The organism is Halomonas sp. NyZ770, from assembly GCF_020616575.1.
GTDB lineage: Bacteria > Pseudomonadota > Gammaproteobacteria > Pseudomonadales > Halomonadaceae > Vreelandella > Vreelandella hamiltonii.
Genome location: NZ_CP085143.1, coordinates 3,754,678 through 3,768,073, shown reverse-complemented (window position 1 = coordinate 3,768,073; position 13,396 = coordinate 3,754,678). Strand labels below are relative to the sequence as shown.

Genomic DNA, 13,396 nt, shown 5'->3' with positions numbered 1-13,396 from the left:
GTAAGACATATCCTAGGCGACACGAGAGCCGGGGGCAGCCCGTAGAGAGGGTCTTTTGCCATGGATGGCAAAAGTAGCGTACAGGGAGGTATTTACAGCGCCCTCTCGTAGGGCTGCTCCCGGCGAGCCCCCCAAGGCTATAACAGGACGATATCGATGTTGAAACTGATTGAACGCCTCGGCCCCGTAGATGAGGACACCGCCAGCGACACGCTGACACTGCCCTTCGAGCTGCGCATTCGTGGCCGCTTGAAAGCCGAAAGCGACAGCGGCCAGCCGCTGGGCCTGTTTCTGGATCGCGGCCCGGTATTGCGCGATGGTGAAGGCCTGAAAGCCGAAAATGGTGAGATCGTGCGCATTTGTGCCGCCATCGAGCCCGTGGTGACCGCGCGAGTGAGTACTGGCTTACCCCTGGCACGGCTGGCGTACCACCTCGGCAATCGCCATGTGCAGCTGGCGCTGGGAGAAGACCAGCAGGGCGGCTGGGTGCGTTTCCCACCCGACCACGTTCTCGAAGAGCTGGCCGAGCTGCTGGGCGCGACGCTCGAGCACCACAACGCCACCTTCGACCCCGAGCCGGGCGCCTATAACCAGGTGGGGGGTGGGCATTCGCACGGCCATGGTCATAGCCATGGCCACGGGCATTCCCATGCTCACGACCACGACCACGACCACGACCACGACCACGACCATGGACATGGACACAGCCATGCCCACTAAGCCAAACACCTCGCCAGACCTGGCGCTGCTGGGCTTGCTGCAACTGGTGAGCCCAGCGCTGCCCATCGGCGCCTTCGCCTTTTCCCAAGGGCTGGAAAGCGCCTTCGAGCTGGGCTGGGTCCGCGATGAAGAGAGCCTGAGCGAGTGGCTGTCCGGGGTACTGGAAGATGGCCTGACCCGCTGTGAACTGCCCGTCATCGACCGGCTATACGGCGCCTTTGCCGCCCAGCAAGGGGGCGACGTTGCCGAGTGGGACCACTGGCTGGCCGCTACCCGTGAAACCGCCGAACTGGCCGCAGAAGATAGCCGCCTGGGCGCGTCACTCACACGGCTGCTGGGCAGCCTGGGCCTGTTACCAAACGATGAACTGCTGAAAAGTGAAGACTCACTGACGCCGCTTTTGCCACCGCAGGCGGGTTACGTCACGATGTTCAGCTGGGCAGCTTATCAACGGGGCATTCCCGTTCACCAGGCGCAGCTGGGGTTTGCCTGGACCTGGCTGGAAAACCAGCTGGCCGTAGCCTGCAAGGCACTGCCGCTGGGGCATACGGCGGCACAACGTATCATCGAGCGGCTACGCAGCGAACTGGTCGTGGCCGTCGACCGGGCGAAGCACCTGGACGACGATGCGCTGGGCCCCGTGCTGCCCGGCGTGGCACTGGCCAGCGCCCTGCATGAAACCCAATACTCCCGTTTATTTAGAAGTTAACTGGCATCATTCAGGAGAAGACAATGACTCACTGTTTACGCGTTGGCGTGGGTGGCCCGGTAGGTTCCGGCAAAACCGCGCTGCTCAAGCAGCTCTGTTCGGCGCTGCGCGATCATTATGATATTGCCGTGGTCACCAACGACATCTACACCCGCGAAGACGCCGATTTCCTGCTGCGCCACGAAGCGCTGCCCGCCGACCGCATTCTGGGGGTGGAAACCGGCGGCTGCCCGCACACGGCGATTCGGGAAGATGCCTCGATGAACCTGGCGGCCATTGACGAGCTGCACGCCCGCCACCCCAGACTGGAACTGGTGCTGGTAGAGTCCGGTGGCGACAACCTCTCCGCCACCTTCAGCCCCGAGCTTTCCGATCTCACCCTGTACGTGATCGACGTCTCCGCAGGCGACAAGATTCCACGCAAGGGTGGCCCAGGCATCACCAAGTCGGACCTGCTGATCATCAACAAGATCGATATCGCCGAGCAGGTACACGCGTCGCTGGAAGTGATGGAGCGAGATTCGAAGAAAATGCGCGGCGAACGCCCGTTCGTGTTCACCAACCTCTACGATGGCGTTGGCCTCGAAGAGATCATTCGCTTCATTCTCGACAAAGGCATGCTGGAAGAGCGGCGCCCTGCGGCAGCAAGCGCCTGATAAAAAGCTGCCCTGACCAGGCGGTAAGCGGTCAGGGCAGCGGAAGAGTGTGGTCAGCGTCGTGCCAAAACGGGCCGTCCCTGGCCACCACTCAGCTACATTGAACTGATAAGTCCCTGATAACCTTAACCTAGGTTATGAAGTTGCCAATCGGCCGTTAATTATTTGTTCGCAAAGTAAAAAAGCGCCGAAAAGTGGCTAAAGATGGCACATTCCAGGTCGATATTGATTGAATAAAAAGATCCAACCTTCCTCGGTCTCAAGGGATGCCTTCATGCCAACCCACGCTGCTCCTCCGTCTCGCTCCTTTGGCTTGCAAACCAAAGTCCTGACACTCGTACTGCTCCCCCTGCTGTTGGTGACCATCGCGCTGGTCAGCTTCGATGCTTACAGCCGTATTCAAGATACCCGCACTTCCTTGGCAGAGCAGCGCGAGCTGCTGATTACCGAACGGCGCAACGCCGTACGCGACATCGTCCAGATGGCCGCGACCGCCATTGCGCCGATTTATGACGCCGCGGGTGCCAACGATGCCGAGGCCAAGGCACAGGCAGCCGAGATGCTTCGGGCCATGCGTTTTGAAGGCAACAACTATGTGTTCGTCTACGAATATGATGGCACCAATATCGTGCTGCCTTTTTCTCCTGAGCGTCAGGGCACCAACCTGATCGACCTCCAGACACCTTCGGGTGACTACATGATTCGCGACATGATTCGTATCGCTCAGTCGGGAGGCGGCTTCTACGAGTATCCGTGGGAATATCCGGGCACCAGCGATGTGGAACCCAAGCACTCCTATATCGACCGCCTCGAAAAATGGGGCTGGATGATCGGGGCAGGCGTTTATGTGGTGGATGTCGATGTGTCGGTGGCCGAGCTGGAAGCGGCTGCCAATGCCAATCTGCGCGACTCGATTCTGTTTGCCTCACTGCTGGGCGCCGGGCTGTTTGCCGGGGTTGCCCTGTTGGCGTTTGGATTCGTGCGTCGCCTGGTAGGGCCCATCAAACGCACGGCCAGCGCCATGCATGATATTGCCCAGGGGCGCGGCGACCTGACGCGTCGCCTGGAAGTCGAAAGCCGCGATGAAATCGGCAATCTGGCGGTGCAGTTCAATGCATTCGTAGCGCGCATGCAGGAAACACTGCGCGACGTGCGTCGCAGCACCGTGAGCGTCTACCACTCGGCGGGAGAGATTGCGCGCAGCTCCGAAGAGCTGGCTACCCGCACAGAACAGGCTGCCGCCAACCTGCAGCAGACGTCTGCCTCCATGGAAGAAATCACCTCCACCGTGAACCATAGCGCCGACAATGCGCAGCAGGCCAACAAGCTGGTGCAGTCGACGTCGGAAGTCGCCCAGCAGGGCGAGCGGGCCATGGGGCAGGTAGAGAGCACCATGCGCGATATCAATGACTCTGCCACGCGGATCAGCGACATCATCACCATGATCGATGCCATTGCCTTCCAAACCAACATCCTGGCGCTCAATGCCTCGGTGGAGGCCGCCCGTGCGGGTGAGCATGGCCGTGGCTTTGCGGTGGTTGCCGAAGAAGTGCGCACCTTGGCCAGCCGTTCCAGCAGCGCCTCGAAAGAGATTCGGGCGCTGATCGATACGTCCGTGCAGCATACCCACTCGGGTGCCGAGCTGGTACGCAGCGCCGGCGCCACCATGCGTGAGATCGTCGAGAGCGTGTCCAAGGTGACCGACGTGATCGGGGAAATCAGCGCGGGTGCAAAAGAGCAGAGCAGCGGGATTGGCCAGATCAACACCGCCGTGGCCGAAATGGACACCATGACGCAGCAGAACGCGTCCATGGTGGAAGAGGCCACCACCGCCGCGGCGGATATGCGCCGTCACGCCGAGCATTTGAACGAGCTGATCAACTCGTTCGTGCTGGGAGAAGACAGCGCCTCGGCGCCGTCACGCAGCGGGGCGCGCCAAGCGTTGCCCGCCAACGGCACGGGGGCAGCCCAGGAACTCAAGCGCCCAGCACTGGCCGCCAAGCCGTCGTCTGCCGCACATGGCGCAGACGACTGGGAAGAGTTCTAGGCGTGACGCTGGCGCAGGTGGTTGATCACACCACCTTGCGCTATCAGCTCCCGCTGGCGGGGGCTGAGCCCATGATGCAGCGTCAGCTCGCCCTTGCCGGGGATATGCGCGGTCAGCGTGTCCCCGCGTTCCAGCTGCGCATAGAGCCCCTCGATCACCAGGCAGTCGCCCTGGGTTAGCCGAGCGCTGTCTTCCTCGCGGGTAAAGGTGAGGGGCAGAGCACCAAAGCAGATCAGGTTTTGCCAGTGAATCCGCGCAAAACTCTTCGCGACCACCACCTGTAGCCCCAAATAGCGCGGCACCAGTGCGGCATTCTCGCGGCTGGAGCCCTGGCCGTAATTCGTTCCTCCGATGATCGCGTGCCCACCCTGGGTGCGAGTGCTTTCTGCGCGCTCGGCATAGTGTGGGTCGACTGCCTCGAAGGTGAAGGGGGCCGAGGCATACACGCTGCTCCAGTAGGGCAGCACCCGCTGCCCGGCAGGCATGATGTCATCGGTGGAGATATTGTCGCCCGTGACCAGGAGCACCGGCACTTCCAGGCGGTCCGGCAATGGGGCGAGCTCTGGCAGCGCCGGGGTGTTGTCGGTCTTCTGCAGCGCTTTCAGCTTTGCTTCATGGGGAGGCAGCGGCGCGTTGAACAGGGCGCGGTTCACCTCGATTCGGGCGGGCTCCTGGGGGCGGGGGTAGGGCATGTCGAGGGTGCGTGGGTCGGTGATCACCCCGGCCACCGCCGAGGCGGCGGCGGTTTCCGGGCTGCACAAAAACACGCTGTCTTCCCGCGTGCCGGAGCGCCCGGGAAAATTGCGCGGCACGGTACGCAGGCTGTTGAGCCCCACGGCGGGCGCTTGCCCCATCCCGATACAGCCATTACAGCCCGCCTGGTGCAGCCGAGCGCCGCTGGCGACCAGGTCGGCCAGGTAGCCCTGCTCGATGAGCGAGGTCAGCACCTGGCGGGAAGAGGGGTTGATATCCAGCGAAACGCCGTCGGCCACCTGCTTGCCGCGCACGATCTCGGCCACCACGGCAAAATCGCGAAAGCCGGGGTTGCCCGATGAGCCGACGTACGCCTGATGCAGCGGCTGGCCCGCCGCCTCGCGCACGGTGACGACGTTATCCGGGCTGGAGGGCAGCGCAATCATGGGTTCCAGCTGGCTGAGGTCGAGCGTCTCGTGCAGGTCGTAGTGGCAGCCGGGCTCGGCAGCCAGCGGGCTCCAGTCGGCTTCTCGGCCTCGGGAGGCCAAAAAGCGCCGGGTCTCGTCATCGCTGGGGAACACCGTGGCCGTGGCTCCCATCTCGGTGCCCATGTTGGCCAGCACATGGCGGTCCATGGCGGAAAGGTGGGCAAGCCCTGGCCCGTAATACTCGATGATGGTGTTCTTGCCGCCCGCCACGCCGTGGCGGCGCAGCAGCTCCAGTACGATGTCCTTCGCCGAGACCCAGTCGGGCAGCTGGCCTTCCAGCTTGATGCCCCAAATCTTCGGCATGGTGATGTACAGCGGCTCGCCTGCCATGGCCATGGCCACTTCGATGCCGCCCGCACCAATCGCCAGCATGCCGAGGGCACCCGCCGCCGTGGTGTGGCTGTCGCAACCGACGATGGACTCGCCGGGCACACCGAAGTTTTCCATGTGCACCGGATGGCTGATGCCGTTACCGGGGCCTGAATACCACACGCCAAAGCGTTCGCAGGCACTTTTCAGAAACAGGTAGGTTTCGGCGTTCAGGTTGTCGGCCTGGACGAGGCCGTGGTCGATGTACTGCACGCTGGGCTCGGTGTGTACACGGTCGAGCCCCATGGCTTCCAGCTCCAGCATCACCAGCGTGCCCAGCACGTCCTGCAGCAGGGCCTGGTTGATGCGCAGGGCGATTTCACTGCCAGGGGTCAACTCGCCGCTGACCAAGTGACGTTGAAGCAACTGTTGGGCAAGGTTTGACGGCGGAACAGGGGAGGATGCGGTCATGGTCATTCACCAGGTTGTCGTTGTTATCGATGGCACAGAGGATGCAGGGAGAAAACGTGTTCAGGGCAGGGCGTAGCAGCGGTCCGCGCTGCCGGCTTTCACCACCTGGCCGGGCGTGTCGTGGCCGATCAGCGCTGGCAAGGTGGCGGAAATATCCAGTAGCGCAGGCAGGTTGACGCCGGTGGCGACGCCCATCTGCTCGAACATGTGCACCAGGTCTTCGGTGCAGACATTGCCCGTGGCGCCGGGGGCAAACGGGCAGCCGCCCAGACCACCCAGCGAGGCATCGAACCGCAGGATGCCCGCTTGCCACGCCGCCAGGGCGTTGGCCAGCCCCATGCCCCGGGTGTTGTGGAAATGCAGCGTGAACGGCACGCCGGGAAAACGCTCCAGCACCTGGCGGCATAGCGCGCCGACCTGGGCGGGGTTGGCCACGCCGGTGGTATCGCACAGCGTGATGCCTTCCACGCCTAGCGCCAGCTGCTGTTCGATCAGGCTGAGCACGCGGGCTTCGGGCACCTTGCCTTCGAAGGGGCAGCCAAAGGTGGTGGAGAGCGAGGCGTTGATGAACACGCCGCTTCCCTGTGCCAGCTGAATGATCGAGGCGAACTGTTCGAGCGACGCCTCTGGCGTCATGCGCAGGTTGGCGCGGCCATGGGCGTCACTGGCCGACATTACCAGGTTGATTTCATCCACGCCGCAGGCCAGCGCCCGCTCGGCTCCCTTGACGTTGGGCACCAGCACGGTGACCTCCACGCCGTCGCGGCGCTGAATGGCATTCACCACGTCGGCGGCATCGCGCAGGTTGGGAATGGCCTTGGGCGAGACGAAGGAGGTGGCCTCGATGCGCGCAATGCCGGTGGCGGTGAGAGCGTCGATCAGCGCGACTTTCTGTTCGGTGGGGATAAAGCGCTCTTCGCTCTGAAAGCCATCGCGGGGGGCCACTTCGTTGATTTGCAGGGTGGTCATGGGGGTCTCCGGTTAGATGATGCCCGCTTGGCGCAGCTTGTCGCGGGTGGCGGCATCGATGCCCAGCTCTTCCAGTACGTCATCGGTATGGGCGCCCAGCGTCGGCCCGCCTTGCCCCAGCCTGCCGGGGGTGGCGCTCAGCTTGGGCAGCACGCCCGGCACCTTGAGTGGGCGGCCATCGGCGCGGGTGACGCTCTGGATCATCTCCCGGGCGAGGTAGTGGGGGTCGTTGGCGATATCGGCGGCGGTATAGGGGAAGCCTGCCGGTACGCGGGCGTCGTCCAGGGCGCTGAGAATATCGTCGCGGCGGCGGGTCTGGGTCCAGGCTTCGATGGCCGCATCGATCTCGCTGGCGTGCTGGCTGCGGCCATCGTTGTGGGCCATGGCGGGGTGGTTGGCGAGATCCTCACGGCCAATCACACCCATCAAGCGCTTGAAGATGCTGTCGCCGTTACCGGCAATCAGCACGTATTCGCCTTCGCAGGTGCGGTAGGCGTTGGATGGCGTAATGCCGGGCAGCGCGCTGCCGCTGGGTTCCCGCACCTGGCCGGTGGCATCGAACTCCGGCAGCAGGCTCTCCATCATGGCAAACACGGATTCGTACAGGGCCACATCGATCTCTTGCCCCAGGCCGCTGCGCTGACGCTCCTGCAGGGCCAACAGGGTGCCGATCACCGCGTAGAGCGCCGAGAGCGAGTCGCCGATGCTGACCCCCACCCGCACCGAAGGCTCACCGGGGTGGCCGGTCAAGTAGCGTAGCCCGCCCATGGCTTCGCCAATCACCCCAAAGCCTGGCTTGTTGCGGTAGGGGCCGGTCTGGCCAAAGCCGGAAACTCGCACCATGATCAATCCTGGGTTCTGGGCGGCCAGCGTGTCGTAGCCCAGCCCCCAGCTTTCCAGCGTGCCGGGGCGAAAATTCTCGACGATCACATCGGCTTCGGCGGCCAGGCGGCGCACCACCTCCTGGCCCTGTTCACTGCGCAGGTCCAGCGTCACCGAACGCTTGGTACGGCTCTGGACGTGCCACCAAAGCGAGGTGCCCTCTTCGAGAATACGCCATTTGCGAAGGGGGTCGCCGGTGCCGGGAGGCTCGATCTTGATCACGTCCGCCCCGAACTCCCCCAGCAGCTTGGTGGCAAACGGACCAGCGATGAGCTGGCCAAGCTCTACGACTTTAAGTCCATCGAGAGGAAGCTGTCGCGTCGTCATAATAGAGACTCCTGGTAACGCTTGAGCGAGCAAGCGAGTCTGGATGCAGACTCGACTGTTGTTGTCCATCAAGCATCTGCGAGCCTGCCGAGCATCACAATTAGGCAATCAGGAAACGGGCGTTCGTCACTGGCGAACCCTGACGTGGACGCGCGGTACTTTTTCCAACGATGTTTTCGACCACGTTTCCAACCACTGACCGGGTAGATGCCATGCTGCGATTCGATTTTGTCACGCTCAGACTGTTCGTCGCGATTGCCGATGAAGGGCGCCTGACCGCTGCGGCGGAGCGTGAGCACCTGGCGCTGGCGGCGGTCAGCAAGCGGGTCAGCGACCTGGAGACGCTGGTGGGCACCGAGCTTCTGTATCGGCGGCCACGCGGCGTGGAGCTGACCCCCGCGGGCAGGGCCTTCCTGCACCACGCCCGGCGCATTCTGGAAGATGTGGCCCGGCTGCAGGCCGAGCTGAGCGAGTACGGCGAAGGCGTGCGGGGCCACGTGCGCATTCATTCCAATACCTCGGCGATCATTGCTTTTCTGCCCCAGGACCTCAGCGCCTTTGCCCGGGAGTACCCGCAGATCAAGATCGACCTGCAGGAGCGCACCAGCAGCGAAGCGATTGCGGCAGTGCGCGACGGCGTGGCCGATATCGGCATCTTTGCCAGCCATGTGGCCGCCGATGAGCTGGAGGTGCGCCCCTATCGGCGGGACCAGCTGGTGCTGGTCACCCCGCAGGACCACCCGCTGGCGGAGCACGACAAGCTCTATTTGCACCAGGCGGCGGAGTACGATTTCGTGGGGCTGCAGCAGGATGCCTCGCTGCAATCGCTGCTGCATGAGCAGGCCAGCCAGGCCGGTAGAAACCTGCGCATGCGCATACAGGTGCGCAGCTTCGATGCCATCTGCCGCATGATTCACTACGGCCTGGGCGTGGGGGTACTGCCCCAGCGCACGCTCTATCGAGACCTGAAAGACCTCAAGCTACGCATGATTCCGCTGGCCGACGAATGGGCTACCCGGGAGCTGGTGATTGGCATGCGCCATCACGCGGGCCTTCCGGTGGTGGCGCGTCATCTGGTCGACCATCTGCTATCCCCTCAGGAGACACCCCATGACCACTGATTTCGTTGATGACATCAAGGCGCTCACCTTCGATGTGTTTGGCACCGTGGTGGACTGGCGCGGCAGCGTCATTCGCGAAGGCGAACAGCTCAACGCCGCCAAGGGCCTGGCCATCGACTGGCCGGCGTTTGCCGACCGCTGGCGGGCAGGCTACGCCCCGGCCATGAACCGCGTACGCCAGGGGGAGCTGCCCTGGACTAAGCTGGATGCGCTGCACCGCATGACGCTGGATACCCTGCTGGAAGAGTTCGGCGTGGCCGACCAGCTGAGCGAGGCCGACAAGCAGCACCTGAACCGCGTATGGCATCGCCTCACGCCCTGGCCGGATAGCGTCGCAGGGCTGCAGACGCTAAAGCAGCGCTTCACCCTGGCCACGCTCTCCAACGGCAACGTGTCGCTGCTGGTGAACATGGCCCGCCACGCGGGGCTACCCTGGGACTGCGTGCTCTCCTCCGAGCTGGCCGGGCACTACAAGCGCGACCCCGAGGTGTACCACATGGCGGCCAATCTCCTCGACCTGAAACCCTCGCAGATTCTGATGGTGGCCGCCCACCAGGACGACCTGCAGGCCGCCCACCGGGAAGGCATGCGCACGGCGTTCGTGAAGCGCCCGCTGGAGTTTGGCCCCGCGGCCACGCCGGACCTGAGCATCGACCCCTGCTTCGACCTGGTGGCCGAGGACTTCCTCGATCTGGCACGGCAACTACGAAATCACCGTGCGTGAAACAGGCGGCACCCGCGAGAACGCCATCCGCCTGACCCGTGGCGAGCTTGACCTGGCCTTCACCGAAGCGCTGGTAGGTTACGAGATGTACAACGGCACCGGCCGCTTCGAAGACACGCCCAACCCTGACGCCCGCCTGATCTACTGGATTGCCCCCTCTACCATGCACTGGGCAGTGCGCGAAGACTCCGGCATCGAGAGTTTCGAAGGCCTCGACGGGGCGCGCTTCAACCCTAGCAGCATCGGCGGCGGCGGCGAGTACATCACCGAGCTGGTGTTCGACATCCTGAACATAAAACCCGACTTCCAGCGCATGCGTATCGATGATGCCGCCGAAGGTGTGATCGACGGACGCCTGGTCGGCTTCAGTTACAATGGCGTGCCGCCCATTCCCGCGTTCACCGAAGTGCACTCCTCTCGCACGCTGCGCCTGCTGTCGCTGACGGACGAGCAGGTCGAGGCAGTCACCGAAGAGCTGCCCTTCCTGGCCAGCACCGTGATTCCTGCCGACACCTATCGCGGCATGCCGGATACCACATCGCTGGGCATCTACATGGGCGTGGCCGCTAACGCCAGCCTCAGTGAAGACACCGTCTATGAAATCACCAAGGCTTACTGGGAGAACCACGAGCAGGTTGCTAACTCCTTCCAGCCCGCCCAAGGGGTGACGCCGCAGGTCGTGCTCGACAATGCAACGTTCCCGCTGCACGTCGGTGCTCTGCGCTACTACCGGGACGACCTGGCGCTCGATATCCCCGAGGAAATCATCCCTCCTGAAGCGCAGTAACCCTTTACTTCTGCGGGCCCATCGCCCGCAGAAGCTTCTGATGCCCTTATCCTGACGCGCCGCCATCCTATCGTGCTGCGGTGCGGGAGCTATTCCAATGGACACACCTGCAAACCCCAACGTCGTTGAGAAATATTCGGAGGACTCGGGCAAGCGTCAGCTGTCCGGCTTCTGGTTCATGGTCACGCGCCTGGCGGCGGTCTCCATGGCGCTGTTTCATCTCTATACGGCCCTCACCGGCCCCATGAACACTCAGAACGCGATCCACTTGCTGTTCGCTCTGCCGCTGATTTTTCTGGCCTACAGCTGCCGTAGCCGCGATGCCAACCGCATTCCCTGGTATGACCTGGTGCCGATCAGCCTCGGCGCGGTGGTCAGCATCTACTACGTGATCCACTTTGACCGAATCATCTATCAGCTGGGCTATTTGATGCCCACCCAACTGGATATCATTTTTGGTGTCTCGGCCATCCTGCTGCTGCTGGAAGCCTGCCGCCGAGCCATCGGCCTCGCCTTCCCCATCCTTGTGCTCATCGCGCTCTCCTATGCCGCCTTCGGCCAGCACCTGCCGGGCGTTTGGGGGCATGGTGGCTTCCGCTGGGATGACCTGGTAGCGACCTTCTACCTGAGCCCTACCGGCGTCTACGGTAGCCTGATGCGCACCTCCTCCACGGTGATCGTCATCTTCATCATGTTCGGCGCCCTGCTGGTCACCACCGGCGGCGGCGACAGCTTCATGCGCCTCTCCAACGCTGCCACCGGGCGCATGTCCGGAGGTCCGGCCAAGGCCGCCACCCTGTGCAGCGCCATGTTCGGCAGTATCAGCGGCAGCACCGCCGCCAACGTCGCCACCACCGGTGTCTTCACCATCCCGATGATGAAGAAGAACGGCTACAGCCCGCGCTTCGCTGCCGCCACCGAGGCCTCCGCCTCCACCGGCGGGCAGATCCTGCCCCCCATCATGGGCGCGGCCGCCTTCGTCATGGCCGACGTCATCTCGACGAGCTACCTGGAGATCATCAGTGCCGCGCTGATCCCGGCCCTGCTCTTCTACCTCGCTATCTGGATGAGCGTGCACTTCGAGGCCAAGCGCCTGGGCCTGGCGCCGATTCCTAAGTCCCAGCGCCCCAGCCTGCGCGAGGGTCTGTTCAACATCGAGACCTTGTTGATTCCTCTGATCGTGCTGATCACCCTGTTGGTGATGCGCTATACCCCCACCACGGCGGCGGTGGCCGCCTACTTCACCGCCATGGTGCTTTACCTGTTCTCCTGGCGCAGCCCGGGCACCTTCGTGGAGCGCCTCAAGTCGCTGCCCGCAGCGCTGGAGGCCGGCGCCATGACCGCTGCCATGATCGCGGTCATCATCGGCAGCGTGGCGATCATCGCTTCGGTGATCAGCCTGACCGGCCTGGGGCTGAAGGTCTCCTCGGTCATTCTGGTGGTCAGCGGTGGTGATGTACTGGTGACGCTGGTGCTGGCCATGGTCGTGGCGATCATCCTCGGTATGGGGTTGCCCACGGTGGCGGCTTACATGCTGGCCGCCTCGGTGGTGGCAGGGGCCTTCATCGAGGCCGGGCTGCCGAGCCTCTCGGCGCACCTCTTCATTCTCTATTTCGCGATTCTCTCCGGGGTCACGCCACCGGTGGCGCTGGCTGCCTATATCGGCGGCGCCATCGCGGGTTCCCACTGGTTCCGCACCGCGCTGACCGCCACCAAGATCTCGCTGGGCGGCTTCCTGATTCCCTACATGTTCATCTACCACCCGCCGCTGCTCGGCAACGGCACGGCGCTGGAGATTGCCCTGGCGGTGGGCTCCGGGGTGATCGGCATCACGGCGCTGGCCGCCTCCACCATCGGCTACTTCCTGCGCCCCTGCTCCTGGCTGGAACGCGGCCTGCTGCTTGCGGCCGCGTTGATGCTGATCAGCGGCCAACTGATCACCGACGTGGCGGGTATTGCCGTGATCGGAGGGTTGTTCGTTTGGCAGTACCTTAAAAATCAGCGCTCAGAGGTAGCTCTGACGCCCCCCACCCCCAAGGAGCCCGCCTGATGAGTGATCGACAGGACACGCTGGACCCGAACGGCCTGGCCACCCGCCGCGAAGTGCTGGGCGATGCCTACGTGGATGCCGCGCTTTCCCAGGTGGATGAGTTCAGCTGGCCCATGCAGGAGCTGGTGACCCGCAACTGCTGGAACGACATCTGGAACCGCCCGGGCCTTGCACGGCCCACTCGCAGCCTGATCAACATCGGCATGCTGGTGGCATTGAACCGCCCCCATGAACTCAAGGTGCACCTGCGTGGCGCGCTGAACAACGGCTGCACCGAGGAAGAGATTCGCGAGGTGCTGCTGCAGTGCGTGCCCTACTGCGGCTTTCCGGCGGCCATCGACGGGCTGCGCACCGCCCGCGAGGTGTTGGCCGCCTGGCGAGAGGAGCAGGAAGGCCGCTGAGGCCGTGTTCCGACGACCCGGCCGCCACCGGGCGAACGACAA

The 13,396-nt window shown here is 63.7% G+C and carries 12 protein-coding genes; 9 read left to right on the top strand and 3 right to left on the bottom strand.

Annotated features, from left to right (window positions below; translation table 11 throughout):
- Positions 1-156: 156 nt before the first annotated feature.
- From ureE to LG409_RS17330, 4 genes are all read left to right on the top strand, one after another.
- Positions 157-720, top strand: a complete 564-nt coding sequence (ureE, locus tag LG409_RS17345; protein WP_227407262.1) for an urease accessory protein UreE — start codon at positions 157-159, stop codon at positions 718-720.
- Positions 710-1,429, top strand: coding sequence for an urease accessory protein UreF (locus tag LG409_RS17340; protein ID WP_227407261.1), 720 nt, complete (start codon positions 710-712; stop codon positions 1,427-1,429). Before ureE ends, LG409_RS17340 begins: the two co-directional genes overlap by 11 nt.
- 23 nt (positions 1,430-1,452) lie before the next feature.
- Positions 1,453-2,085 carry an urease accessory protein UreG gene (ureG, locus tag LG409_RS17335; RefSeq protein WP_227407260.1) on the top strand — a complete coding sequence of 211 codons (633 nt, stop codon included), beginning with the start codon at positions 1,453-1,455 and terminating at the stop codon, positions 2,083-2,085.
- Positions 2,086-2,359: 274 nt separating this feature from the next.
- Positions 2,360-4,132, top strand: coding sequence for a methyl-accepting chemotaxis protein (locus LG409_RS17330; RefSeq protein WP_227407259.1), 1,773 nt, complete (start codon positions 2,360-2,362; stop codon positions 4,130-4,132).
- Here LG409_RS17330 and LG409_RS17325 read toward each other — a convergent pair.
- Genes LG409_RS17325 through LG409_RS17315 form a run of 3 tightly spaced genes read right to left on the bottom strand, consistent with a single transcriptional unit; the run spans position 4,129 to position 8,271 of the window.
- A complete protein-coding gene (locus LG409_RS17325) occupies positions 4,129-6,093 on the bottom strand; it encodes an aconitate hydratase (RefSeq protein WP_227407258.1) in 1,965 nt (654 codons plus the stop codon). The genes LG409_RS17330 and LG409_RS17325 overlap by 4 nt on opposite strands.
- 60 nt (positions 6,094-6,153) lie before the next feature.
- The gene (locus LG409_RS17320) at positions 6,154-7,062 is read right to left on the bottom strand and encodes a hydroxymethylglutaryl-CoA lyase (RefSeq protein WP_189463596.1); all 909 of its coding nucleotides are present in this window, start codon (positions 7,060-7,062) and stop codon (positions 6,154-6,156) included.
- A gap of 12 nt (positions 7,063-7,074) precedes the next feature.
- Positions 7,075-8,271 (bottom strand): CaiB/BaiF CoA transferase family protein, encoded by a 1,197-nt coding sequence (locus tag LG409_RS17315; RefSeq protein WP_016915351.1) that lies wholly within the window; start codon positions 8,269-8,271, stop codon positions 7,075-7,077.
- A 212-nt stretch (positions 8,272-8,483) separates the two neighbouring features.
- Between LG409_RS17315 and LG409_RS17310 the strand changes: the two genes are divergently transcribed.
- The 5 genes from LG409_RS17310 (at position 8,484) to LG409_RS17290 (ending at position 13,354) form a co-directional block, all read left to right on the top strand.
- On the top strand, positions 8,484-9,392 hold the full coding sequence (locus tag LG409_RS17310) for a LysR substrate-binding domain-containing protein (protein WP_039178548.1): 909 nt from the start codon (positions 8,484-8,486) through the stop codon (positions 9,390-9,392).
- Positions 9,382-10,116, top strand: coding sequence for a haloacid dehalogenase type II (locus LG409_RS17305; protein WP_227407257.1), 735 nt, complete (start codon positions 9,382-9,384; stop codon positions 10,114-10,116). The genes LG409_RS17310 and LG409_RS17305 overlap by 11 nt, the downstream gene beginning before the upstream one ends.
- The gene (locus LG409_RS17300) at positions 10,109-10,903 is read left to right on the top strand and encodes a TAXI family TRAP transporter solute-binding subunit (protein WP_227407256.1); all 795 of its coding nucleotides are present in this window, start codon (positions 10,109-10,111) and stop codon (positions 10,901-10,903) included. Before LG409_RS17305 ends, LG409_RS17300 begins: the two co-directional genes overlap by 8 nt.
- 97 nt (positions 10,904-11,000) lie before the next feature.
- Positions 11,001-12,953: a TRAP transporter permease gene (locus LG409_RS17295; RefSeq protein ID WP_227407255.1), complete on the top strand. Its 1,953-nt coding sequence runs from the start codon at positions 11,001-11,003 to the stop codon at positions 12,951-12,953.
- Positions 12,953-13,354, top strand: a complete 402-nt coding sequence (locus LG409_RS17290; RefSeq protein WP_227407254.1) for a carboxymuconolactone decarboxylase family protein — start codon at positions 12,953-12,955, stop codon at positions 13,352-13,354. The genes LG409_RS17295 and LG409_RS17290 overlap by 1 nt, the downstream gene beginning before the upstream one ends.
- Positions 13,355-13,396 lie beyond the last annotated feature (42 nt).